We start from the raw sequence: 23,184 nt of genomic DNA, 5'->3' as shown, positions 1-23,184 counted from the left end.
AATGGAAGGGGCGTAGTCCGATATCGTCAACGGATTCCAGGAGTTAATTGGAGACGCTTCGAAAGAATAGCTTCAATGATTTCCTCCGATGCCAAAATCCCTGTTTTTTGTGTCAGTCCTAGATGACCAAATTTAGCTGCCGCTTCCCCGTGCCGTGGTATCAGACCAAACTCCGCCTGTTCAATCAAGCAGACATCCAAATTGGAATCCCCTGCCGTATAAACCGTTTGCTTTCCTTCTTTTTTTGCAACATAGTCCACCGCATCCCATTTATTGATGAATGATGGAATGAAGTAAACTTTTCTGCCTTGAACTGAAAATGCCCAGTCATGCGCTGCCGCCCACTGTGAATAATAATTGATCCGCTCAGCTGATAGCGGTGGGTCAATAATCAAGTACACAAAAAATCGCTCTACCACACGAATGGATTTCAACCAAGACGCATCCGCAGTCTCTTCTATTTTCCGCTTCACATCATCCACTGAAGCGGTACTTCCATCTATTTTAGTACGGATATAATCCTGCCAGTGCGTATCTATATGTCCATCTTTCAGCACAACGCCGCCATTACAAGTAATCGCGTATGTAGGACGTATTTCTTCATGAAATAGTGAGACTCGATTATACTGTTCAATTGTTCTTGTCGTTACAGGAACAAACATCATCTCATCGGACAGTTCGCGTAATAGCGCAATCGCTTTTTCTGTCATGAATGAAATGTCTCTTCCATTATATACTTCAATATTACGAACAGATACATTCAAGGTTTCCTCGCCAAAGCGCCGGTTCGAATAAATAAGTGTTCCATCTAAATCGCTTGCGAACATCATACTTTTTTCTCCAACGGTTTGATAAGTCCACAACAAGTATAAGTCATCTGTTCATAAACCTCCACAGGTACAGCTCTTTCCTTTGCAAGTTGGAAAATATGTTTAAGCCGCACATCGTTTAAATCCTTAACTAATATCTTCCATGGTAGACGTCGTAAAAGAACACGTGTCGTCTCTCCAACACCAGGTTTGATGAGATTCACATTTTCAATGCCGTAGTGCTTCTGAATTGATGCAATTGTTTTCATTCCCTGCCATGTCGGGTTCATATCTGTTTTCTTTAAAGCTTCTTTCGCCGCTTCGATTAACGTTGCTGCCGCTTCAAATTCTGCCGTAATGACATCAATATGATGATTCGATACATCTTTATCCTGAAGTTCCGAATAGAATTTCGCTCCGTGGAAATCCGTCGCTCCTATCCAGCGGCTGTTCAGAACCGTTCGGCTAACTAGGCCTGATACTGTTGAATTCAAACAGGCGCTAGGGATTAGAAAGTCCTCTCGCGTCCCATATAAGGAAGAGCAGTGACCCGGATCCGCCAATACAACGAGTTCGTCGTCCAGTAGGATACCATATTTTTCTTTAAACGACTCCACAGACTTTGTCAGCTCCATAGATATCGCACCTTTACCAGTCCAACCGTCGACAAAAACGACGCGCTTATCAGGATGTTGACTCGTAATATACAGCATCGCATTTTCATCGATGCCACGTCCTCGAATGATCGATATGCTATAATGCGGTAAATTCAACCCATATACCGCATTAATATAACGTTTCATCAAGATACCTATCGGCGTCCCAGCCCTCGCAAGGGAAACAAGAACAAGTTCCTTCCCTTTTTTCTCAATGAGGAGTTCCGAAACTGCGCCGACCGCTGTTGCTACTTTTCGCTTTGAAGTATTGAGTGACTCGTAAAAAAGATTTAAATAGGCTTCGGTTGGCTCATATTCAATGGGAAGCATTTCCGAATAATGGGCGCCGCCTTGAATAGCCTCTTCCCGTTCATTCAGGCTTCTTTCAAGGCTCGCATCTGACAGATCTTTCAATAGAAAAACGACATCTTCAGATGAATAACTTCCAGTCACTGTTTTAGTCAATTGTTGCATTTTCTACTCACACCTTTCAAGTGAAGTCTACAATATAGATTGCAGGTAATCCTTTGAACTGGCGTAATATCGGTTCAAGCCTGTTGTCATCTATAGGACGTTCAAAAAATAAAAAGACTTCATCGTATTCCATGTCGGATACATTATATGCATAATTCATAGTTGCTGGATCTTCAGGACTTTCAAAAGCCATTCGACTTTTTATCGGATAACCTTCTCGGTCAATTGGGAATATCGGGCTTCTCGTTGTTGAATGATAAGATACACCTTCGCCCATGTAAACAGCCGTTTTCATGGGGATATGCATGAATTCCCCAGTACCTAAACATAATGTCCGTTTTCCTGTCCGATACTTCCTCAAATATTCTCCTGCACTCTGACAGTATGCTTCAACATCCTCTTTGTTGTCCGACGAGATACCGAATCTACCAGTCAGAGACAAATAACTTGAATCATTTTTAAATCCAAAAGAATCAATTGAAGAATAAGGATAGTGAGGAAGAGGGATAGGCAATGACTTCAGACTGATTCTCTCAAAATCGGGAACTTTAACAACCAATTCGTCAATGACACTGGCATCTTCAGCTAAACCAGGTGTGCCTTCTAATTGGATTGTTCCCGTCAATAAAGCATACGTCGTGATGCGTACATCATGCAATTTCTCAAATGCCTTCAATCGTTGCTGATCTTCTACACTTCGCCAGTCCAACAGGGATAGTATTGTGTATTCCTTACGTGGAAAACGCTTTTGAATAGAAGCGATGATATTCAATGCTGTCTTGCCTGTCGTAATTTCATCATCTACCAGACAAATCGAGTGGTCATTATTCAAATACTGTTCCGGTGCATAGCAACGCTGATCTGTAGCGTGAGAATGCTCTTCTTCAAAGTAGAGCGTCACCTCTTCATCAGCAAGCATTTCTCTAGTCGAATGAATGTAGGTAGCATCCGAAAAACAGTCAAAAACGCCATGACCGAGGGCCGTTGCCGTTTCCGCAAAACCGATAAACACAACCGGCTCATCAAGTTGACAGTGTAGTTCCTGTACAATTGAATATGCTGTTTGCAAGTTTTTAGTGGAACCGTCCTTAACTGCTTCGATGAGCTGTTCTTTTCCAGGCATTTGTTTGCTTGTCTTACCTTCATAATAAGCAGAGGCCAGCAATGCTGATGCAATCAAGGGCAGTTGAGGCGGAATAGAAATATGTTTCCCGAGTACTTTACTGACGAATAAAAAAGAACGTTTTTTGTTAATTCTTGCGGCCATCTCATATAAACTTTCAACTGAAAGCTCATATGGATTTTGGTCAATTTGTACATGTACTTGCATAGTTTCGCAAACTTCATGCGTGTACCTACTCGGATAATAAATCGATGAATGTAATGTTTTCATTGTACACCCCGTATATATCAGACTTAATTAACACTTTTTGTGCCCAGTATAAATGGGGCTTAATCTCATTCATTTTGTTCATAAATTCACTTTTGAACACACCTTTTTCACCTGTGGCCTGCTGGAAGATACTAAGTGCGTCCACATATTCTTCCTTCGTGACGACATGCAATGCCTGCACAGGCAAAAGGTGAGACGGATGAATGATTGTTTTCCCAACTAAGCCGTTCGCTCTATCTAGCAACGTTTCCTGAATTAGCCCGTCAAAATCTTTCCGTATCAATTCTTTTCTGAGAAGAAGACCCACTGAACCTGAACTTTCTTGAAATGGCGTCTCACGCAGTTGTGGTTTTAAGATACGACCGTTTGATGAGAAATGTTCCCACACTGGCCCCGATACCACGAAACCGTCATGTTGCCTGGCAAATATATTGACAACATCCGTAATTAGCTCATTGACAATGGAAATCTCATAGACAGTCGTCTCACTATCCCTCCTCAACCCGTAAAGTCCACATAAATCCGTAGCACCAATCCGGATATTCAGAATGAAGTCAGCATACCGATCAACTATCTCCTTTAAACTAAGCAACTCTGCCAAGCGACGCTCCTTGTAAAGAACATTCGGCGATTCAAGAATTGGCATACCATATAAAACTGTTTTCGCTTGCTCATTCAACTGTCGCAGACCCGATAAGTAGTCCTCCGCATTATCCGATGCAAACTTAGGAAACACAAAGCCTACGAGGTTCTTCAACGAATCACCGAGCCGCTCCCCTATGTCCAGCATCTGTTGTGCACTTCTTACCCGAACAAAAATAAGTGGAGTCGTTTCTTCCGTAAGTCGACCATCCTGAACTGCAGCACTAATTTGTTGCATATGCGTAATCAGTTTATTTTCCGCCCGTTCAACTTCATGATCACCTATTGCATCTTCAAGACAGATCGCTACTGTGACAAGCTCCTTAAATTTGTTGGTAATAATGAGATGGGCTATATCCTCACGGGTTGCTGGCATATACAATAAAGCCCCCAGACTGTATGATAGCCGTTGTTTATCGGTATGCTTCGTAACCGTCTCCGGTTTCCGATAAAATAAATCTTCTAAGCCAATAGCAGCTAAGTCATTAAAATACCTCAATCTGAGCACCAACCTTATTTATTATTCGATTTAGGGTAAAAGAAAAAAGAAGGGGCTAGCCTTCTTTTTTTCTTTGTATTAAGCCATTTTCTTTTTATTCATGTTGTGAACAACGAATGTGGCAATGAACGTAAGGATTAGAATGATAAAGAATACGTAGTGGTGGACGTCAATACCAACAACGCTCAATCCCATTTTAATCGCTATTAACATAATCAGCACATATGCTGACGTTTCAAGTTCTGGTACCTTGTCGATTAACTTCAAAAATACGCCGGCAATTCCACGCATCATCAAGACACCGAGCATTCCTCCAAGAAGAAGTACCCAAATCTGTTCACTGACACCGAAAGCAGCAAGAACACTATCTACTGAAAAGGCGATGTCCATAATCTCTACAGCAGCGATTGTTCCCCAGAATGTACCGAAAAGACGGATTAGAATACCTTCTGTTTTCATCCCTGCAATTTCTTCGTCATTACCTGCCTCTTTAGACTTATCCATAAAGTATTTAATCGCCAACCATGCGAGATAAGCCGCACCTAATGCCTTGACCCACCACAATTTAATGAGGAAAACACCGACCCCAATTGCGATAAAGCGGAAGACATAAGCACCAAGAAGCCCGTAAAACAGAGCTTTTTTTCGTTGTTTTTCTGGTAAATGTTTGACCATGACCGCCAAAACGAGAGCATTATCAGCTGACAATAGCCCCTCAAGTATGATGAGGGTACCGATTAAGCCCCAACTGACTGGATCCGATAATACTTCCACCCACATACCCCAATCAAAAAAAGCGGCATATGTATCGATTATTCCATTAAGTATCTCCATTAGTTCCTCCTGATAATAAAACAATAAAAGACTCCGACCTTTTATCAGCCCGTAAATTTATACTTCTAAACCATAATTCCGGCAAAGTGCCCCTAGCCCTCCAGAGAAGCCACTACCGATTGCATTAAATTTCCAATCGTTACCGTGCCTGTACAGTTCGCAAAAAACAACTGCCGTTTCAATCGAGAAATCCTCTCCTAAATCGAAACGTAGCACCTCTTCTCCGGTCGCTTCATCCGATAATCGAACAAAGGCATTTGATACCTGACCAAAGTTTTGACTTCTTCCTTCTGCATCGTGAATCGTAACCGTAATACCAATGCGGTCAACGTACGCAGGGATTTTAGGGAAATCAACGATTACTTGCTCGTCATCCCCATCTCCTTCGCCCGTCCGGTTATCGCCAGTATGTAGAAGAGCGCCACTCGGATGCTTAAGATTATTATAGAAAATGAAGTCATGATCATTCTGGCAACGATTGCTTGCATCGACAAGAAACGCCGATGCATCAAGGTCAAACTCCTGACCGCCAGAGTATTTATTCGTATCCCAACCTAGTCCGATAACACCTCTTACAAGGCCGGGATTTGTCTTCGTCAAATCGATTTTTTGACCTTTTGATAAAGTAATCGCCATCTGAATCACTCCTGTTTATCATGATTAGAATTCAAAACTTCCATAACTATATAGATTGAATAGATGATTCCATTCAACTCCGCTCCGGCGCTTAGGGGATGCCTCCCGCGCCATAAGCCAGAAAGCCTTCGCCACCAGTCTTACGGCTTCGGCTACCCCTGTAAGGCGCCTACACTGAAGTTCAAATACAAACCCGATGTCAGCAACTGGCACCGGAAACAACATATATAGTTATATCAATTAATTAAGCTTGTAGTCCGTAGTCCTTAACAAGTGAACCAAGTCCGCCCTGATAGCCGCTACCAATTGCATTGAACTTCCACTCACTACCATGTCTGTAAAGTTCCCCTACAACAACAGCCGTTTCAATAGAGAAGTCTTCGCCAAGGTCATAACGGATTAACTCTTCACCGTTTGCATCGTTGACGATTCGTACATAGCTATTTGAAACTTGCCCGAAATTTTGGCTACGTTGTTCTGCATCATGAATTGTAATTGCGAATGCAATTCTTTCAACTGTAGTTGGTACAGTTGAAAGGGAAACTTTGACTTGCTCATCGTCTCCATCACCTTCACCAGTCAAGTTATCACCAGTATGAACGACGGAACCATTTCCACCCTCAAGGTTATTGAAGAAAACGAAATCTTTTTCATTTGCACATACACCCGCTGCATTCAATAAGAATATAGAAGAATCTAGATCAAAATCTTGTCCACCGTCATATTTATTCGTATCCCAGCCAACACCAACCGTAATATTCGTTAATCCCGGGTTACTTTTCGTCAAATCTACTTTTTGTCCTTTACTCAATGAAATAGCCATTTATGTCATCCTCTTTTCTGTTTTTTATAGTTTATGAGTACCTTTTAACCATTTCGCCAAGACCTGCATCAGATGATCCTGATCCAACAGCGCCGAATTTCCATTCACTGCCGTGACGATAAATTTCTCCAACAGTTAAACTAGTTGAACCTGCATAGTTTTCGGACAGGTTGAATTTAAGTAATTCCTCATTGTTCGCTGAATTCATGACACGGATAAACGCATTTTCTACTTGGCCGAAGTCTTGCTTACGTTTTACACAATCATAAATATTAACAACGAATACAAGTTTGTTAACGTTTGCGGGTACCTTTTTCAAGTCAACAATCACTTGCTCGTCGTCTCCGTCGCCTTCTCCAGTGATATTATCACCAGTGTGCGTTACGCTACCACATTTACTTTTCAAGTTACCAAAGTAAACCAAGTTGTCATTGCTCGCAAACTTATCGTCTTGAAGCATGATAACAGAAGCGTCTATATCCATATTTGTAGCACCGCTACCGCCACCACCGAAAAGTCCGCCGAGTAATCCGCCAGCTTTTTTCTGACTTTGAATTGGGTCCCAACCGAGGCCTACTATAATCTTCTCAAGACCTGGATGACCTTTTGTTAAATCAATTTTTTGACCCTTTTGTAAAATAATTGCCAAACCAATCACTCCTTTACATTTTAATGAATTTTTTATCTTTTCGTAAAAACACCATCATTATATATTTTACTACATCTGATACCGAACTACCAAAATGATGATTACCTATAGCCTTTTCCACCCTGCAATGCCAAATTCAACTTTCATGAATATTCTAATCGTCATTGGATAATGAATAGTAAACCTCAAAGATGACCTGACGAACCATCCAAACATCTTGGATTCCACAATGCTTGTGTTGACAGCAATATCATATAGCACAGATATTATGCAATAATGACTACTTTCCAGTTCATCACAATCATCTCTTGTTACTAGTACGTACGAACATGCCAAATGGTTTCAAAAAAAAGAAATCCACAGCACTTAAGTTCCTACATCTTCAATGCACTACTCATTTCAAACACATCAAAGACATTTTCCTTAAAAATGAGTGACATGATTTTCCCTTCTTTTTCGTAGAAGTGGATATTCCCTTTTTGTTCATCTTCAAGTTCCGTCCAGCCCCACTTTTTTATTTCCTCCAAGTAGTGCTCCGGCGGTTCTCCCTGCTCCCCGCCAATATCGTTCAACTTGTACTTTGCCGATTTCGAAATTTCCGTCGTACACGCTTCTGGCTTTAGTTCACTCGCATTTTTCGGAACCGGGAAACCATGATTGATAACCGCCATGCGATAGCCCTCTTCTGCGCTATACACATTCGAACAGCCTGCCATCATACCAACAATGAAAAGAAGTATGAGTATCCGTTTCATAGCGTCATCGCCCCTTACAGAAAATTCACAACATATCACTTCTATTTTACTAGATGGATAGTGACTTGTCACGGGACGTATTTGTGACAAAGTAGATGAAATGGTTCATAGCTGTAATCAAGCATAGATTACTTTATGATTATACAATTTCCATCGACAGTCTAATCATATCCCTGCACTGGATACCGTTTTCAATGATCTCTTCCTCGTAGTGATCAACGAAAAAGTCTTTTATAACACCATCGATACTAAACCCAGATTTCTGATAAAAAGCCAATTGACCAATGCTGGAGTTACCCGTCCCAACTTCCAGGAACTTGCAGCCCAACACCTTTGCGGTCTGGATTGCGTCACTCATTAACTTCTTCCCAATCCCGCGACCATGTATACGCTCATCTACAGCTATATTTATAATCTCCATCGTTGTTATACCTAACTTAACTAGCACATAGACACCTACGATTTCGCCTTCCTCTTCAGCAACACGGCACTCCCCATTAGCTATATACAGCTCTACCTGTTCTCGCGATGGGTCGGCAAGTAGCAAGAGTTCGAAAGGTGGGGCTTCATGTTGTAGTAATTTCCTGATTTTCATTTAGGCACCTTCCTTGCACCTCACACATAATTTTTTCATACGTTGCATGCCAACCTTTATAGTATTTGGAGACGTCTTCAAAGGGGATGAAAATTCTTCTGCTTGATTCATACTTCGCTTCAAAAGGATGTAATTCAGTTATGTCCATTTTGTAAAAAACCTGATAACCCACTTTCGGATAAGGACTGTGTTCATTCCACAACGGATTTTCATTATGGTCGATTTCTATTGAACCGAGGAGTACACAATCTCCCGTTACATAACCTTCTTCCATTGCCTCACGTCTAAAGCACACCTCCGCAGTTTCATCGACTTCAATATGACCGCCCGGAAAATCCCAACCCCGATCATCCAAATCGACCATCAACAGTTGCCCGTCCTTAAAACAGAAGCCATGGACACTCGTGATCAAATCCCTTTCCGGCAAAAAACCACTTTCCCATGTCAGCTTCAGCTTATGGCCCCCCCAATCTACATATGTACTTGTCATATACGGTCTCCTTTCCCCATTGAATACCCTTCAAATAGCCTGCCACCATATGGTTTCAACACTTCATCTGCAAGATCGATAATTGCATCTTTATTACCCGTTTTATAAAATGCATCGAATGCTTGTACAAACGTTCGCGCAAAGTTCTTATCAAATTGATTTAAAGCACGCATAATCCATTTTGACGCACCAATCCATTGAACATTTGTCCGCAAGAAGAATTCATGTATGGCATCGGCAAGTGTATTCACTATGAAGATTTCTTCCGCACGATTGGTTGAACCAATCAGATCATCGAGCGCATCCGTTATCATATACCGTTTCATTTCTATCGTTTTTATCGACCATACTTCAGGACCTTTTTTCAATAGTTCATTAGCTTCTTCCTTTATTAAAGAAACAACTCCTGAATCGAATAAGATGATTCCTTCAGACACCATTCGCGGCAATGAAGGTCGAGCCCTTTCACAGTCTTCCATAAAAAACACCTTGTAAGACGTAAAGTTATGAACGAACACTTCGATTGGCCATCCATACTCTATAAGCGACTCACGATACGCCGATTCTATCTTTTCATCAAAAACAACGATATCCAAGTCTGACGTTGCTGTTTCTTCGCCCCTGACAACACTTCCCGCAAGCAATGCAGCTTGGCAATCCGCGAACTTTTCCGTTATAAACCTCTTCGCGGCTTCCAATGGCTGTAATTTTCTGCTGTTCATATACTCTCCTCTTTCCTAACAATTTCAAGGTCTATATAATGAATACACTTTTTCTGCAATCTCTAGTGGATGGACATCTAGCGATAACAGGCGTTCTAATTCGATCCACATCGGCTCATAAGTACCCCTATTCCGAATGTCCCCCCAATAATTTCAGCAATGAAAAAGTACTGTATACCAGTATAATTAACTGTTCCAAGGCTATCTTTAATGCTAATGTGAACGCCTAATTCTTCAATCGTTTCTCTAACTGCGGCTTGTTCGGGACTTTCCTCGTTTTTAATCCCACCGCCTGGAAAAACATAATACTCTTGTCCATCCCTAACTCTTTTAATTACAGCAACTTTATTGTTCTCGATGATAACGGAAGAACCCCTATTTCTCATACATCCACAACTGCTTTGGAGATATGCTCAATCAACCAACAATCCCTGTATTCCCCTTCATGCAATTCATTTTTCGGGAGCAATTTCACTTTTTCAAACCCGCATTTTTCATAACAACGAATGGCTCGTTCATTCCACGTTTGCGGGTCCATCACAATCCGTTCTGTGCCTTTTTCTTGAATTAAATAAGCCACAATCGCACGGACAAGCTGTGTCCCGACACCTTTATTCCAATAAGTCGATTCACCGATGAACTGATCCATCCCGTAGATTATTTCTGATGAATCACCATAGCCGTAGTTTCGTCTTTCAGCTTCATCAATTTTATAAAACTGAACATAGCCAATTGGTCCCTCATTGAATTCGATTATGCAGCGTGTTGTATCGGCTTCTTCATCGAAAAACTTCTGTTTCACTTTCTTCACATCAAACGGATTATCCCGCCCTTCGTAATACTGCAAAATTTCTGGATCTGAAAGCCATTTGGAAAGGAGGTATTTATCCTTCCATTCCAATTCGCGGATGAGTAGATTTCCTTTTTGAAACAGCATTCCATTCACCTCTTTGCTCGGAATTCAAAATCATTTACTAACCACACCAAAAATCAATTTAAATTTGTTGCGGCTCTTTTTCACCCTTTTAAAACCCTCTCTTATATCCAATATGAAAACAGTTTTAAATATCCACACTCTTATATATATTGAATGAAATTTTAGCGGACCGATGATACCTTTTTCTTCGAATTCAGTACCATCTTCTAACTCTGTTTCCGTCCTCAACAACCACGTGTTCCCAAAACCAAGCTCAACGAATTTCATCAATCTTTCCTTCTTGCTGAAGTACTATCCTATCTACAAAACCCTTTTTACCCTCTGCATAGGAACGCTCATTAGTAGGAAACGCTTCCGCCATTTCCTTCTTCAGTACTTCATATTGTTTTGCGACTTCGGGATGGTCATTTAAATAATCTCGGAAAAATATGTGCTTTTGCCACCAGTCCCCACCATATTCTACAACATGAAGGACATGTGTCTTCGTTAAGTTCTCCAAATTTGAGAACTTGGCAAACACTTCTTTCCCTTCGATCTGAACACGTCCTAAATGGTAAATGTTCGCCTCTTTCAACTTGTGCTTATCAAATTTCTGCGCGTCTCCCATCGACTTAACGCCCACGAGTATATCGAGAAGTGGCTTTGCGGCAATTCCGGCAATTGCGGTGCTACCGATATGTTGGATATCTACTACATGCTCCCCTACCAACGAGTTCAATAGATCTTTTTCCACCTTGAAAAGTTTTTTCCAGTTATTCGTGTGCTCCACTAATTTCACTACGTCTTTATTTAAACCTAACATCCCAAACCCACTCCCAATTTAAGACTTCACTTTTGGGGTCAACCGAATATTCCCGCTTCACTTCTCATATGTCAAAAATGGCTCATACATCGTGATCGCGTGGTTTTCTGTGATGAATTCGTCATCGATAAGTTCACCATTCAGGTTGTAAGCTTCCCTATAGATTGTATTATGGCGCACATAACCACCCCATGATTCACGCGTGAAACTGTGGTCTTTTTCGTATACTCTATACGTTCGATTCGCAGCCATAGGCGCACGCCATTCACCAACAAGCGATGTGTCAGTCAAATAAATGAGGAGCTGATATGGCTCGTTCGTTTCGTTCTTTATTTGTAAATCTAGATAGTTATAAGCGCATGTTGCACCACTTCCGAATGGCTGTTTCCGTTTCGAATCTGGGAATACGTCATAACTATGACGGTATCGCTCAGTAATCGCGAGCGGTGTGTGAAGTGTCATCCAGTAAATCAGGTTCGACAACTGACACAAACCGCCTCCAACGCCTTTCGTCACTTGCCCGTAATGCAAAATCATTCCGTCAACGTAACCTTTTCGCTTCGTCGTACTGCCTATCAAGCGCCAATAGGAAAATGTCTCTCCAGGCTGGAGCATAATTCCGTTCAATCGTTTTGCTGCTATTTTCAAATTCGTAATTTTGTTTGTTTGCAATTCCATCTCTACATCTTTCAATTTGCGGAGCAACGGCGTTCGATGTTTGAAGATGACATGGTTTAATTTCTCCATTGACCGCCTTGTTGCATACTTTTTTCCGTCCATGTACCACTCCGAATACCGCCTCAATCGGTACACTTTCTTCCCGAAGAATATTCGCAACTTGCTGCGCTTTTTTGGTTGCAATGAATTCATCCGCGTCATCCCCTCTTCTACTTATTCTCTTCTCTACCAGCTTTGTCCTTTTAATTTTCCGGAAAACCAAATGCATTTCATAGGACGTTTTCTACAAGTCACCTTCCTATTATTGCGGTTCACGGGAATACCGAAGACAGCAAGACCGAGACAACATACACTTTGGTTACAAAGAACTTTCAAACGGAGGGATAGCAATGAATATCATCAACGTTAGCAACTTAAAAAAAGCTTACGGAACAAACGTCGTTTTAAAAGGGTTGGATTTTCAAGCACAAGAAGGTGAAGTAATTGGGGTTATCGGGAAAAACGGGGCGGGCAAATCAACGTTCCTTGAAATTATTATGACCATTAAACAATACGACGCTGGAACAGTCTTCGTTTTCGATGAAGATATTAAAGCACTTTCAATAAACCGGATGGAACAAGTTCGAAAACAAATTTCCGTCGTCCTGCAGCCTACACAGTTCTATCAGACACTGAAAGTACAAGAGTTACTGCGGTTATTTAAAGCCTATTACAAATCCCCAATTGACATCGAAACAATAATTGCTGACTTCAAATTACAGCCGCATCGAAAAAAGTACTTCGATAAACTTTCTGGAGGATGGAAACAGATTGTAAGCTTAGCCATTGCCTTTTTATCACAACCAAAACTTCTAATTTTAGATGAACCGACAACAGGTCTAGATCCGCATATGCGCAATATTCTTTGGACGTATATTACCGATTACAACGAGAAAACAGGCGGTACTGTCATTCTGACAACACATAATATGGATGAAATCGAATTGTACTGCGACAAAGTAATGCTTATAGATAATGGTGTGAATGAAATCTACGATACGACAGAAGCTATTTTGGCATCAGGCTATAAATCCATCAATGAATTTTATCTCGAGAAAGTATCCATATAAGGAGGAGAAAATATGTTAGCGACTCAGTTAAAATACGACTTACTCATGTTTTCAAGAGAATTATTTTACTTAGTTTTCACGATTGTGGTACCGCCTGTTACGTACATTTTCATGGGGCAATTGTTCGGAGATCAAACCTACGCGGGTAACTTAAGTTATGCACAAACATATACACCCTCGTATATTTTACTTATCACGTTCACCACTGTATTTTTCGCTTTCGGGTTCGACCAGGTGACGCATCGTACGACGGGTGTCGAAAAACGAATTAGACTTTCTCCCGTTTCTAAAAATATACTTCTGCTATCCAGTATTATCCGCTCCATTATCATTACAAGTTTTGGCTACCTGTTCGTTTATGCGATTGGTATGCTCTTGTATGATTTGCAGTTTCATGTACTGAATTTCATCTTGGCCTATGGATTTTTCATCGCACTCAATGCTGCTCTGCTCGTTATCGCATCTGCCATCTACTCTTTTTTCAACGAGATGAAAAGTGCATTAGTGTTCTCCATCGTTATTTTCCAAGTCGTTATCTTTACAGGTGGCTTTGCATTTCCAATCAATATGATGCCGAAATTTATACAAGTTATCGCCGAATTTAATCCGCTCTATCATATGAATAATTTGTTCATTGCTGTTTGGAATGAACAGCTTACTTTTGACAACAGCACGCTTATATCCATCGTCTATATTTCTTGTTTAGTGATTGTCGCATTGTTCGTTCTCCATATTTCTACTAAAAGACGTATTTGACAGACTACCAGGCAATGGTAAATTTAATGTATATACTATTGCCGATAGGGGTGCATCGCAATGAAAGTATCATTAAACATTGATCGCGATTATGAAGAAACCAAGGTGACGATTGAATGCCCGACATTGGATGATTCCGTACAAGAAATTCTAGATTTTATCAAAGGGCAAGACACAGAATTCCTCGTCGGAAAAGATGGAGATATGCAACATATTTTAAAACCGGCAGAAATCCACTTTTTCCATACAGAAAAAAATAGCGTTATCGCCGTGACTTCTGCTGGCTCATTTAAACTAAAAGAAAAGTTATACGAACTTGAAAAAATTCTTCCGGCGAGTAAATTCATTAGGCTCTCTAAATCTGTCATTGCAAATCTACATGAATTAAGCCGCTTCGAAGCGTCGTTTAATGGAACACTTTGTGTGTATTTTAAATCAGGTACAAAAGAATACGTCTCTCGAACATACGTCAATGCCATTAAAGAATCCTTGAAAATGAATAGGAGGAAAGGCGAATGAAAACCTTTTTATATAGAAGCTTCATCGGTATTCTTTTCGGTGCATTTATTGCAGTCATATTGACGAATTCAGTTGTGCTATTCAGCGGTAAAGATATGCTAGACGGACAATTATTCTTAAAAAACTCACTCGGTTCCATCTTCTGTGGTTGGTTTTTCACAGTCACACCGCTCTTTTTTGAAAATACGTCTTTACGTTTGTCCCAACAGACCGCATTACATTTCGTTACGGTAGTTATCCTTTACTTCATCCTAGCGTTCGGAATCGGTTGGGTTCCGTTTACTGTGAAAAGCTTTTTACTCGTATTCGGAATGTTCGTTGTCTGCTATTCCATATTTTGGACTTCCTTCTATCTGTATTTCAGAGGGCAGGCGAAGAAGTTGAATGCGGAACTCCAGGAGCTTTGATTTATTACTATTCATTGTGTTATGACCGGCATGGAAGCAGTTATGCTCGATACGATGCACGTTATGACCGCCATGGACGTGGTTATGCTCTCCATGGGGCTGATTATGACCCGCATAGGTTAAATTAGAGAAAAGCCGTGCCAGTTTGTTACTCGGCACGGCTCTTACATCATATTCTTGATAAGTCTGATTGCCATATACACAGCAACTCCCCAAACGACTAAAGCGGATACTTTATTCAGCAGCGCCATTAGTTTCCCACTCGAATCCAACTTTCCGAAATAGCGTCCGCCCGTTGCAAGCCCTATAAACCAAAGCCATGAAACGATGATTGTCGTCAGCGTAAATGCAATTCTTACGTCCCCCTCGTAATTGAGTGAGCTTGACCCGATAACTCCAATCGTATCGAGGATTGCATGAGGGTTTAATAAAGAAACCGATGCTGCAAAGATGATTTGCTTTTTTGTAGAAAATCTCTCTCCATCCACCTTCGTCGACATCGCATCACTTTTCCATAAGACAAAACCGATATAGAGTAAAAAGAGAATACCAATACTGAAGATAATATTTTCCAACCAGGCAAACGTTAGGACAAGAAGTGATACGCCCGACACCGCCGCAACAATCAAGATTGTGTCACAAATACCTGCGGTCACGACTACAGGTAGGGCTCTCATGAATGTCGGCTGCAATGCCCCCTGATTAAAAACAAACACATTTTGGACACCTAATGGCACAATAAGTCCAAATGCCAGAATAATTCCATGTAAAATCGCCTCAGTCACATGCCCACCCCTATTCAATCTCTGTCCTAATCAATTCTCGATTGAAAGGCTTAGTCCTTCTTTTATGAATAAAAAAAAGCCGCACCAGGAGAATCCTAGCACGGCTTTTGTATTCCACATTTATTTCGTCTTCTGCACAATAACAACTTTTAAATAGTTGAATTCAGGGTAATCACGGTTTGTCCGGAAGTCTTTCGGCAATGTTGATTCCTCAAGAATTTTATACCTAGATCCTGCTTCTTCGAAGGCCTGCTCGATGAACGTTTTGAATTTCTTCATTCCGAAACTCGCATTATTTGTCGATGCAACAATGATGCCGTTTTTCTCAGTAATCGCAATTGCATCCATAAGAAGTGCCGGATAATCCTGCGCTGTACTGAACGTATACTTTTTAGTACGAGCAAAACTAGGCGGGTCAAGGATGATTAGATCGAATTTCAAATCATTCCGTTTTGCATAGCGGAAGTAGTCGAAGACATCCATCACTTTGATATCCTGCTGTTCATAATCTATAGCATTCACACTGAACTGCTCGATTGTTTTCGCATTGCTACGCTTCGCCAAGTCAACGTTTGTCGTCTTAACTGCGCCGCCGAGTAGTGCCGCAACAGAAAATGCGCCCGTATACGAGAATGTGTTCAACACATTTCTACCCTCAGAATACTTATCGCGAACCGCTTTACGCATATCACGCTGGTCAAGGAAAATCCCAGTCATTGCGCCGTCATTCAAATTGACTGCGAAATTCATGCCATTCTCTTTGACGATAATTGGGAAATCACCTTGCTCCCCTTTAACGAAATCATCCTGTTCGATGTATCCGCCTTTTGTGTCAAAGCGTTTCTTCTCATAAATACCTTTGTAATCAATGATTTTATCAAAGACGCTGTAGACATGATGCTTCAGCGAATAAATCCCTTCGCTATACCAACTCACCATAAAATAGCCGTCAAAATAATCAATTGTCAGTCCGCCGATGCCATCGCCTTCACCATTGAACACGCGGAACGCTGTCGTGTAGGCATCCGCAAATAAAGCTTCACGTCTCGCAAATGCTGCGGCGATTCTTGATTCGAAGAAGTCAAAGTCGATTACTTCTTCCTCTTTCCTCGTCAGTACCCAGCCAAGACCTTTGTTTTGCAAGCCGTAATAGCCTTTCGCAACAAAGCGACGATCTTTATCCACTAATCGTACAATCGTTCCTTCCGCTTCCGTTGCAAGCACGCCAGAATTAATAATCGCATCTTTTAAAATCAACGGATAGCCTTTTTTGAAATCTTTAATATTTCTTGCATTTACTTGTAAATCGATTGTTTTTGTCATTTCGTCATCCTTACTTGATCGTTTTCTTTATTATCGCACGTTTTATCATTAATTGCGAAACCGGCAAGTTTTATTCATGATTCCGTCCGCATCATCCGAAAATCTATAGCTCTTCGAATAATCATCGTAATTGTGGTCACTGTAAAGAAAGTCGTTGAAAATAATATGCCCGAGCTATTAGACAGTTTGCCGTTTTCTGTAAGGATAAACACATCACTCCAGATCGATTGTCCAATGACAAACCAACCAAATAATACAACAAGCCCAAACATCGGAATATAGACATTTGGATTCTTCTCCTTTTTACTCGTATACGCACCTTTCCAAATTGCCATCACCGTCAAGTACATCATTGGAATATATATGAGTACCAACATTTCCATCAGAGGATCCGCCCAACTATAATTCATTTTTATAATGCCATTCACAACAATGAGCGCTATTGTCAAAATGAATGTTTGATAACCAATACGATGTCTCTTCGCAATTTGAAATTCATCAAAGCGATCATTTTGCATCTTTCATCCCTCCCAAAATAATTCATCTAATGATTTATCCAACACTTTACATACGGCAATGCATAATTTCAGGGAAGGATTGTATTCACCATTTTCAATGGCATTCATCGTCTGCCTTGTAATCCCGATTGCCTCTGCAACATCCTTTTGTGACATATCCTTAGCTGCCCGTGCAGCCTTGACTCGCAAATTCTTCGTCATGGTAAACCTCCCGTTAACAGAATTATACTGAAAATTGAATCCTGGAGTCAAATATACCCGACATAAGGTAACTTATATCTTCCCCCATTTATATGAAAAAGCAGCGAAATTGATCATTCCGCTGCTTTTTCATATCGCTTCTTTTCTCAGTCCTCCTTCAACAAGGTCCGTGAATATACCAGGCCGACAACACCAACGATAGTGAACAATATTGCCCTAACAAGAATAGAAATGCTTGATAAGTCGACGAGGAAGAGCTTCAGCACACAAATGATAATGAGCACCGCTCCGATAATTTTGACATACTTCCAATTCATTTTCCCGCCGATACTGATGGACACAAACGCAAAAGCAAACAGCAAGAACGTATGCGCAAACAACACATATTCCAAATCCCATTCATAAGCTGTCGTGAAGGCTAAGTACCATTTATTTAGGACAATGAAATAGATAATTTGCAGTACAATCGCCAGTTGCGGTGTCTCCCACTTCAGCTCTTTGCTCGAAAGATAGAAACGGTCTTTTACAATCGCCCACACTACAGCCGTAAAAGCGGCCACAAAAGCAAATTGCACAAAGAAATTAAATAAAAACTCGCCGTGTTTATAATATGAACCCAAGCCCGTCAGCAGCACTATCATACCTGCTATCAGAAACAGAATAACTGCCCCATGCGTCAAGTACAGTCCTTTACTCCACTTGTGGAAGAAATACATAGCACTAAGTACCATTAATAATACAAACGCCTGAACATGATTAGCTGTGTCAAACGATACATAAGTATTCGCAAGCCCTAGCTTTGTTAATTTAAAAATATAGACAAGAACAAGTAGTTGACCAACGATCAAACTTTTGTCAATTGACTTCGTTTTCCCCAATAAACGAGAAGGCGTAAATCGGTAAAGCGTGTAAAATATCCAACTGAATGAACCAATAAAGACAAGCCACACCGCATTCTCCATGGACCAAAATGCATTTATTTGCATTGTAGTTAGGACTGCTGGAACCGTAAATAAGTAAATTACTGAACCGGTCACAATCGTCCTAAGTGTGTTGAAGCGCAAACCTACCCAAATTCCAATTGCCCCATTCACTAGAAGCAATATTAGAATAACCCGAGTATCATCCATGTCAAAGGCCAGGATGAATACAGTGACTGCAAATACGGCTACAGCAGACAAAATACCTCGTAGCGCGCTTTCTTTCTTCCAAAATGAATATACCGCAAGCACACTATACAACAGCGCCAACAAGCCGTAAACAGTCACTTCCTGCATATGGTCAAGTAGTTTTATCCAGCCGATTGTTAAGACAAAATTCGAGTAGAGAAGTGCTTCTGAAAATACATCCCTTGAAATTCGACCTTTTAAGTAAAACAATAAAATCACACTATGCTGAATTAACACCGTCGCAACAAGTATCGATTCTTCCGCAAACGCACTCTCGAGAAGTGCATAAACGAACAACGTTAAATGGAATAGTGAAAACATGACGTAGAACGTATACTTATACTTTTGACTGAGTGACACATAAAACAGTGATAAAAATAACAACAGGATGTACGCACAGAATTGAATGGAAGTTGCTCCTTCTCCTTCTAATAAAAAAGGAAGTAAAAATCCTGCAATCCCAGAAAATATCGTCAACGTTTCCGATTTTGTTTTTCTCGATAACAACAACCCTGCGATAATATAAGCCACGCCTATCACAAATGCAATCGTGAAATTCAGATAGCCATATAAAAGATGTGCCGCGAATGTCGTCAAAATTCCGAGTCCGATAAAACCGCCAAGTAATGTTAGACCAAACCCTTTTTTTCCACCATTGTAGTAATGCGTCCCAAGAAAATAGAGCAAAATTGTTCCTGTGTAGCCCATTCCAACTCGTACTGGATTGGTGATAAATCCATTATCCATTCCAACTTTCAATCCCCATAAAACTCCAAGTAGTAGAATAAACATAAATATTCGCGGAAGCCAGTTGCTTAACGCTTTCTCAAGATCGAATTCTTTCCTTATTTTCTGCTGAATCGGAACTTCTTCCCGAACTGGTTGCTCAGGCAAACGTGCCATTATCGAGGCTAAATGAACTTTTTCCACTTTCTCCGTAACAGGGCTTGGAGGGGTTTTCATTTCAGCCAATTGCCGCTTCAACGTGCTTACTTCCCCTTCTAGATCAGACACCCGTTGCAAAATAACCTTCAGTTCTTCATCCAACTTCATCCCTCATTTCCTACTTACTAGTTTCAAAGAACTTAAACCGGGTATAAAAAAGAGAGTCCCCTCGATAAACCGAAGTACTCTCACGATAAAATAGGTTACTTATTTAGGCCAGTAATCGAAATGCTAAACTCTTCCACACACTCATACGGATAGGCTGTCGTTCTTGTTGGCCCCTCGTTTGATCCAAATACGTCTGTAAATCACCTTCAAAAACAGGCTCCAAACAGGGCAATTGTGAAAAATGATGTGGTTGCACTAAACTTGGTGAAATATTAAACATTTGTAAGCCGCCTTCATTTACGACCATCGCCACAAATTGTGAACAGAAAAATGCATGCTTGCGTTGAATTCCCTTATTCAGAGCCACGCCAAATAAACCAATGAAATTATATTTATAAAGTTCTTTATTCTGTTCAATTAAGCGGATTTTATCAAGCATGCGTGTGTATTCTTCAATTGTCACTTCACAACTATAAACCTCACATGTTGCTTGTCGGAATATGCCCTCTGTAGCACTTTCTTTCACAAACCCACCTACGAAAGGATTATGCCGCTGCTTTCGACCGAAACTGTACATCTCGCTCAGCTGTTCATCAAACGCGATTGACGTATGATTTAAATCCTTCCGCGTATACATCCCAATCGCTTTTGACAGCAACGTCCCCGTATCCGTAAGCACGATATATATTGTTTTTTTCATGACTATCAACCCCTTGCGATCTCTTACTGTTACATCCATTATGTACGTTCCGATAGGTTAACTAAACCGGCTGTGGATGGAAACTGTCTAAGACCCGGGACCTAGATAGTAACGGGTATTTAAGACAGTTGATAAAGTTAATCTTCAATCAGAGGGGGGTTATCACCCCCCTCTGATTGTTAGTTTAACCATTCGGGCTTTTACGGGCAGTTGATCCCCCACTTATTCTTCTCGTGTCCGTGAAGACTTGAAGTGGGGATCTTACTGCCCGTTAATGCGGGATAAACTAAATTTCTTTATACTTACTATACGTTTCATAAGGGGCTGGGGTTTCATTTTCCCGAGAAGGTTCGGATACCGAATCAAAAAAAACAGAGCGAACGAATTTGTTCGCTCTGCGAATTAGTACAGCCATAATAGACACCCATTTGTTCGGGTGCCCCCATTTTAAAGTCCTTGTTCTACTATACGTCTCTCGTGAGCCATTATACATGACTTTAACACAGACCTACAGAGATGCAAAGTTATATCCTAGACTCTCTGTCTTATTTTCCCTTTTCGACATAAACCGCCATCGCATCCCTCATAAACAGTGCAAGGCCATCTCCAAACTGGTCGATATTCTTCGTAAATCTTTCATCCGCAACATACATTTCACCAAGTCCTTTAAAGGCCTCAAGCGAGTACGTTCCAAAATTAGTATTCAGCATATTGAACCAATCGCCGATTGCTTCTTGCGCTTCGTCCGAAGACGGTGAAGTATTGCGGAGCTCCGCAAGATTAAAGTATATGCGATTCATTTCCTCTTGAATTTCCGGTCCGAACTGTGCAACCTTCTTTTTAGATGCATCTACCGCTTTATCGCCCCAACGCGCTTTCGCCTCTTGTTCATATGGGTTCTTGCTGAAATCGAACCCTTTAAATTTCTCTTCGTTTGTCATTACTAATTCCCCTTTTCCATGTTGAATTGTCTTCTCAATCGTTTTGATCATACTATCAAGCTGCTTGCGCTTTTCATGGAGCATTTTACGCTGCATTTCAAAAGCTTCCTGCCGACTAAATGCAGGACTCGTAAGCAGTTCTTTGATTTTTTTCAAAGAGAAGCCAAGTTCACGAAAGAACAGAATTTGCTGCAACGTCGCCAAATTATCGTCCGAATAAAGCCGGTACCCTGCTTCTGTCGTACAATCCGGCGTTAACAAACCGATGTCATCATAATGATGGAGTGTGCGCACACTAACACCGGTCAACTGCGATACTTCTTTCACTTTCATCGCTACCCGCCTCCCTTCAAAACTAACTATAAAGTATGACGTAACGTGAGTGTCAACACCTAAAAGAGATTTAATTCATCCTTTGAGCCATAGGAAAAACACCATTGTATACGCCAGCTTTTCATCAGAAGAAATATGTGCCCCGAACTGGATATGCTCATGATGGGCAGTGCTTTGAAAGACCGGTCTCATTGCATATGGAAAAATACCAAAACGGTATCTGGCCGTCATACGTCCCTCATCATCTTTCACGTCGATATCGCCCGCTATTGACTTCGCTTCAAGTTCTCGCCAAACCGAACCATCTGCATGATACAAAACGCCTCGGTTTTTGACTTTTGCTTTCCAATGTTGCTGCATATAAGCGGCCATTACTGTACCATCCGGTTTCTTTAATGTAAGTTCGTCATGCTTTATATTACTTCGGGTTGTGAGTGTCGCTAGCAGTTGTCCGTTTGTATCTAAGACGTCGTAGTGCACCGGAACGATAAACCCCTTCTCAAATAGTTCGAAAAATGTTAGCCATCTCGACAACCGCCCTTTGGATGGTTCAATGACAAACAGTGGATTGCCATCTGAATCGACGTTATACATTTTGAACAATAAAGAAGGGATTCGTTTTAGTATCAATTCGTCTAAATTCTCCAAGTTCAACGTGCTCACTGGTATGTCGATAGTTTCATTGACTAATTTCTCATGTACGCTTTTGAATCGAAATCCCGTCCCAATCGAACATAACGCAAATATGCCATTTATAACTAGCACATCTCCATTTTCCATGAAACTTGTATAACCAATGAAGTAAAATAAAATGCAAAAAATCGCCAACCCTATCCCGATAACAAATCCGGAAATCCATGTCTTTCTATAGATTTCTATCAATTTTCTTCCTCACCATCCCTTACATTCATGTTGATGGTTTAGACTACCAATTGTCAACTACTATCCAAATGTTCTAATAATAAAAAAGAGATCC

Annotated in this window: 29 protein-coding genes; 4 read left to right on the top strand and 25 right to left on the bottom strand. The window is 40.9% G+C overall.

Annotated elements, in window-relative coordinates:
- Positions 1-26 precede the first annotated feature (26 nt).
- The 17 genes from AZE41_RS01980 to AZE41_RS01900 all read right to left on the bottom strand — a co-directional run bounded on the left by AZE41_RS01980 (position 27) and on the right by AZE41_RS01900 (position 12,586).
- On the bottom strand, positions 27-830 hold the full coding sequence (locus AZE41_RS01980) for a hypothetical protein (protein ID WP_067205001.1): 804 nt from the start codon (positions 828-830) through the stop codon (positions 27-29).
- Positions 827-1,939 (bottom strand): cysteine protease StiP family protein, encoded by a 1,113-nt coding sequence (locus AZE41_RS01975; protein ID WP_067204998.1) that lies wholly within the window; start codon positions 1,937-1,939, stop codon positions 827-829. Before AZE41_RS01975 ends, AZE41_RS01980 begins: the two co-directional genes overlap by 4 nt.
- Before the next feature lie 16 nt (positions 1,940-1,955).
- Positions 1,956-3,332 (bottom strand): phosphoribosyltransferase family protein, encoded by a 1,377-nt coding sequence (locus tag AZE41_RS01970; RefSeq protein WP_082786462.1) that lies wholly within the window; start codon positions 3,330-3,332, stop codon positions 1,956-1,958.
- The gene (locus AZE41_RS01965; RefSeq protein WP_067204996.1) at positions 3,295-4,473 is read right to left on the bottom strand and encodes an HpcH/HpaI aldolase/citrate lyase family protein; all 1,179 of its coding nucleotides are present in this window, start codon (positions 4,471-4,473) and stop codon (positions 3,295-3,297) included. Before AZE41_RS01965 ends, AZE41_RS01970 begins: the two co-directional genes overlap by 38 nt.
- A 78-nt stretch (positions 4,474-4,551) precedes the next feature.
- Positions 4,552-5,307, bottom strand: a complete 756-nt coding sequence (locus AZE41_RS01960; RefSeq protein WP_067204993.1) for a TerC family protein — start codon at positions 5,305-5,307, stop codon at positions 4,552-4,554.
- Positions 5,308-5,364: 57 nt separating this feature from the next.
- Positions 5,365-5,943: a TerD family protein gene (locus AZE41_RS01955; protein WP_067204991.1), complete on the bottom strand. Its 579-nt coding sequence runs from the start codon at positions 5,941-5,943 to the stop codon at positions 5,365-5,367.
- Positions 5,944-6,187: 244 nt separating this feature from the next.
- The gene (locus AZE41_RS01950; RefSeq protein WP_067204989.1) at positions 6,188-6,766 is read right to left on the bottom strand and encodes a TerD family protein; all 579 of its coding nucleotides are present in this window, start codon (positions 6,764-6,766) and stop codon (positions 6,188-6,190) included.
- Positions 6,767-6,797: 31 nt separating this feature from the next.
- Positions 6,798-7,415, bottom strand: a complete 618-nt coding sequence (locus tag AZE41_RS01945) for a TerD family protein (RefSeq protein ID WP_067204987.1) — start codon at positions 7,413-7,415, stop codon at positions 6,798-6,800.
- Between the two features lie 374 nt (positions 7,416-7,789).
- Positions 7,790-8,170, bottom strand: a complete 381-nt coding sequence (locus AZE41_RS01940; RefSeq protein ID WP_067204984.1) for a hypothetical protein — start codon at positions 8,168-8,170, stop codon at positions 7,790-7,792.
- Between the two features lie 139 nt (positions 8,171-8,309).
- On the bottom strand, positions 8,310-8,765 hold the full coding sequence (locus AZE41_RS01935) for a GNAT family N-acetyltransferase (protein ID WP_067204982.1): 456 nt from the start codon (positions 8,763-8,765) through the stop codon (positions 8,310-8,312).
- On the bottom strand, positions 8,737-9,255 hold the full coding sequence (locus AZE41_RS01930) for an NUDIX hydrolase (protein WP_067204979.1): 519 nt from the start codon (positions 9,253-9,255) through the stop codon (positions 8,737-8,739). Before AZE41_RS01930 ends, AZE41_RS01935 begins: the two co-directional genes overlap by 29 nt.
- The gene (locus tag AZE41_RS01925; RefSeq protein ID WP_067204976.1) at positions 9,252-9,977 is read right to left on the bottom strand and encodes a nucleotidyltransferase domain-containing protein; all 726 of its coding nucleotides are present in this window, start codon (positions 9,975-9,977) and stop codon (positions 9,252-9,254) included. Before AZE41_RS01925 ends, AZE41_RS01930 begins: the two co-directional genes overlap by 4 nt.
- 95 nt (positions 9,978-10,072) lie before the next feature.
- Positions 10,073-10,363, bottom strand: coding sequence for an NUDIX domain-containing protein (locus AZE41_RS01920; protein WP_418064637.1), 291 nt, complete (start codon positions 10,361-10,363; stop codon positions 10,073-10,075).
- Positions 10,360-10,914 carry a GNAT family N-acetyltransferase gene (locus AZE41_RS01915; protein ID WP_067204973.1) on the bottom strand — a complete coding sequence of 185 codons (555 nt, stop codon included), beginning with the start codon at positions 10,912-10,914 and terminating at the stop codon, positions 10,360-10,362. The genes AZE41_RS01920 and AZE41_RS01915 overlap by 4 nt, the downstream gene beginning before the upstream one ends.
- A gap of 30 nt (positions 10,915-10,944) precedes the next feature.
- Positions 10,945-11,181 carry a DUF3977 family protein gene (locus AZE41_RS01910; protein WP_067204970.1) on the bottom strand — a complete coding sequence of 79 codons (237 nt, stop codon included), beginning with the start codon at positions 11,179-11,181 and terminating at the stop codon, positions 10,945-10,947.
- Positions 11,168-11,716 carry a GrpB family protein gene (locus AZE41_RS01905; protein ID WP_067204967.1) on the bottom strand — a complete coding sequence of 183 codons (549 nt, stop codon included), beginning with the start codon at positions 11,714-11,716 and terminating at the stop codon, positions 11,168-11,170. Before AZE41_RS01905 ends, AZE41_RS01910 begins: the two co-directional genes overlap by 14 nt.
- A 57-nt stretch (positions 11,717-11,773) precedes the next feature.
- Positions 11,774-12,586, bottom strand: coding sequence for a VanW family protein (locus tag AZE41_RS01900; RefSeq protein WP_067204965.1), 813 nt, complete (start codon positions 12,584-12,586; stop codon positions 11,774-11,776).
- 197 nt (positions 12,587-12,783) lie between these two features.
- On the opposite strand from AZE41_RS01900, the gene AZE41_RS01895 reads away from it, so the two are divergent.
- The 4 genes from AZE41_RS01895 to AZE41_RS01880 are packed head-to-tail and all read left to right on the top strand — an operon-like array spanning position 12,784 to position 15,185.
- Complete coding sequence (locus AZE41_RS01895; protein WP_082786461.1) at positions 12,784-13,503, top strand: ABC transporter ATP-binding protein; 720 nt, start codon at positions 12,784-12,786, stop codon at positions 13,501-13,503.
- 12 nt (positions 13,504-13,515) lie between these two features.
- A complete protein-coding gene (locus tag AZE41_RS01890) occupies positions 13,516-14,259 on the top strand; it encodes an ABC transporter permease (RefSeq protein ID WP_067204963.1) in 744 nt (247 codons plus the stop codon).
- A gap of 60 nt (positions 14,260-14,319) precedes the next feature.
- On the top strand, positions 14,320-14,778 hold the full coding sequence (locus tag AZE41_RS01885; RefSeq protein ID WP_067204960.1) for a LytTR family DNA-binding domain-containing protein: 459 nt from the start codon (positions 14,320-14,322) through the stop codon (positions 14,776-14,778).
- Positions 14,775-15,185: a DUF3021 domain-containing protein gene (locus tag AZE41_RS01880; protein ID WP_067204957.1), complete on the top strand. Its 411-nt coding sequence runs from the start codon at positions 14,775-14,777 to the stop codon at positions 15,183-15,185. Before AZE41_RS01885 ends, AZE41_RS01880 begins: the two co-directional genes overlap by 4 nt.
- A 164-nt stretch (positions 15,186-15,349) precedes the next feature.
- On the opposite strand, the gene AZE41_RS01875 is transcribed toward AZE41_RS01880, so the two are convergent.
- From AZE41_RS01875 to AZE41_RS01840, 8 genes are all read right to left on the bottom strand, one after another.
- Positions 15,350-15,970 carry a LysE/ArgO family amino acid transporter gene (locus AZE41_RS01875; RefSeq protein ID WP_067204954.1) on the bottom strand — a complete coding sequence of 207 codons (621 nt, stop codon included), beginning with the start codon at positions 15,968-15,970 and terminating at the stop codon, positions 15,350-15,352.
- Positions 15,971-16,090: 120 nt separating this feature from the next.
- Positions 16,091-17,293, bottom strand: a complete 1,203-nt coding sequence (locus tag AZE41_RS01870; RefSeq protein ID WP_067204951.1) for a class I SAM-dependent rRNA methyltransferase — start codon at positions 17,291-17,293, stop codon at positions 16,091-16,093.
- Between the two features lie 74 nt (positions 17,294-17,367).
- On the bottom strand, positions 17,368-17,811 hold the full coding sequence (locus AZE41_RS01865) for a hypothetical protein (protein ID WP_067204949.1): 444 nt from the start codon (positions 17,809-17,811) through the stop codon (positions 17,368-17,370).
- 3 nt (positions 17,812-17,814) lie between these two features.
- Positions 17,815-18,012, bottom strand: a complete 198-nt coding sequence (locus tag AZE41_RS01860) for a helix-turn-helix transcriptional regulator (protein WP_067204946.1) — start codon at positions 18,010-18,012, stop codon at positions 17,815-17,817.
- Positions 18,013-18,158: 146 nt separating this feature from the next.
- Entirely contained in the window at positions 18,159-20,234 is a 2,076-nt protein-coding gene (locus AZE41_RS01855) for a DUF2339 domain-containing protein (protein ID WP_082786460.1), read from the bottom strand.
- A gap of 103 nt (positions 20,235-20,337) precedes the next feature.
- On the bottom strand, positions 20,338-20,934 hold the full coding sequence (locus AZE41_RS01850) for a hypothetical protein (protein WP_231885756.1): 597 nt from the start codon (positions 20,932-20,934) through the stop codon (positions 20,338-20,340).
- A gap of 545 nt (positions 20,935-21,479) precedes the next feature.
- The gene (locus AZE41_RS01845) at positions 21,480-22,208 is read right to left on the bottom strand and encodes a MerR family transcriptional regulator (protein ID WP_067204940.1); all 729 of its coding nucleotides are present in this window, start codon (positions 22,206-22,208) and stop codon (positions 21,480-21,482) included.
- Between the two features lie 75 nt (positions 22,209-22,283).
- On the bottom strand, positions 22,284-23,090 hold the full coding sequence (locus AZE41_RS01840; protein WP_067204938.1) for a hypothetical protein: 807 nt from the start codon (positions 23,088-23,090) through the stop codon (positions 22,284-22,286).
- Positions 23,091-23,184 lie beyond the last annotated feature (94 nt).

It is taken from the genome of Sporosarcina psychrophila, from assembly GCF_001590685.1.
Taxonomy (GTDB): Bacteria; Bacillota; Bacilli; order Bacillales_A; family Planococcaceae; genus Sporosarcina; species Sporosarcina psychrophila.
This window is presented reverse-complemented; position numbering and strand designations above follow the sequence as displayed.

Bases quoted from the DNA above. Each gene is read 5' to 3' on its own strand.
- AZE41_RS01980 (WP_067205001.1), bottom strand. From the start codon at position 830: ATGATGTTCGCAAGCGATTTAGATGGAACACTTATTTATTCGAACCGG.
- AZE41_RS01975 (WP_067204998.1), bottom strand. From the start codon at position 1,939: ATGCAACAATTGACTAAAACAGTGACTGGAAGTTATTCATCTGAAGAT.
- AZE41_RS01970 (WP_082786462.1), bottom strand. From the start codon at position 3,332: ATGAAAACATTACATTCATCGATTTATTATCCGAGTAGGTACACGCAT.
- AZE41_RS01960 (WP_067204993.1), bottom strand. From the start codon at position 5,307: ATGGAGATACTTAATGGAATAATCGATACATATGCCGCTTTTTTTGAT.
- AZE41_RS01955 (WP_067204991.1), bottom strand. From the start codon at position 5,943: ATGGCGATTACTTTATCAAAAGGTCAAAAAATCGATTTGACGAAGACA.
- AZE41_RS01950 (WP_067204989.1), bottom strand. From the start codon at position 6,766: ATGGCTATTTCATTGAGTAAAGGACAAAAAGTAGATTTGACGAAAAGT.
- AZE41_RS01940 (WP_067204984.1), bottom strand. From the start codon at position 8,170: ATGAAACGGATACTCATACTTCTTTTCATTGTTGGTATGATGGCAGGC.
- AZE41_RS01935 (WP_067204982.1), bottom strand. From the start codon at position 8,765: ATGAAAATCAGGAAATTACTACAACATGAAGCCCCACCTTTCGAACTC.
- AZE41_RS01930 (WP_067204979.1), bottom strand. From the start codon at position 9,255: ATGACAAGTACATATGTAGATTGGGGGGGCCATAAGCTGAAGCTGACA.
- AZE41_RS01925 (WP_067204976.1), bottom strand. From the start codon at position 9,977: ATGAACAGCAGAAAATTACAGCCATTGGAAGCCGCGAAGAGGTTTATA.
- AZE41_RS01920 (WP_418064637.1), bottom strand. From the start codon at position 10,363: ATGAGAAATAGGGGTTCTTCCGTTATCATCGAGAACAATAAAGTTGCT.
- AZE41_RS01915 (WP_067204973.1), bottom strand. From the start codon at position 10,914: ATGCTGTTTCAAAAAGGAAATCTACTCATCCGCGAATTGGAATGGAAG.
- AZE41_RS01910 (WP_067204970.1), bottom strand. From the start codon at position 11,181: ATGAAATTCGTTGAGCTTGGTTTTGGGAACACGTGGTTGTTGAGGACG.
- AZE41_RS01905 (WP_067204967.1), bottom strand. From the start codon at position 11,716: ATGTTAGGTTTAAATAAAGACGTAGTGAAATTAGTGGAGCACACGAAT.
- AZE41_RS01900 (WP_067204965.1), bottom strand. From the start codon at position 12,586: ATGAATTCATTGCAACCAAAAAAGCGCAGCAAGTTGCGAATATTCTTC.
- AZE41_RS01895 (WP_082786461.1), top strand. From the start codon at position 12,784: ATGAATATCATCAACGTTAGCAACTTAAAAAAAGCTTACGGAACAAAC.
- AZE41_RS01890 (WP_067204963.1), top strand. From the start codon at position 13,516: ATGTTAGCGACTCAGTTAAAATACGACTTACTCATGTTTTCAAGAGAA.
- AZE41_RS01885 (WP_067204960.1), top strand. From the start codon at position 14,320: ATGAAAGTATCATTAAACATTGATCGCGATTATGAAGAAACCAAGGTG.
- AZE41_RS01880 (WP_067204957.1), top strand. From the start codon at position 14,775: ATGAAAACCTTTTTATATAGAAGCTTCATCGGTATTCTTTTCGGTGCA.
- AZE41_RS01870 (WP_067204951.1), bottom strand. From the start codon at position 17,293: ATGACAAAAACAATCGATTTACAAGTAAATGCAAGAAATATTAAAGAT.
- AZE41_RS01865 (WP_067204949.1), bottom strand. From the start codon at position 17,811: ATGCAAAATGATCGCTTTGATGAATTTCAAATTGCGAAGAGACATCGT.
- AZE41_RS01860 (WP_067204946.1), bottom strand. From the start codon at position 18,012: ATGACGAAGAATTTGCGAGTCAAGGCTGCACGGGCAGCTAAGGATATG.
- AZE41_RS01855 (WP_082786460.1), bottom strand. From the start codon at position 20,234: ATGAAGTTGGATGAAGAACTGAAGGTTATTTTGCAACGGGTGTCTGAT.
- AZE41_RS01850 (WP_231885756.1), bottom strand. From the start codon at position 20,934: ATGAAAAAAACAATATATATCGTGCTTACGGATACGGGGACGTTGCTG.
- AZE41_RS01845 (WP_067204940.1), bottom strand. From the start codon at position 22,208: ATGAAAGTGAAAGAAGTATCGCAGTTGACCGGTGTTAGTGTGCGCACA.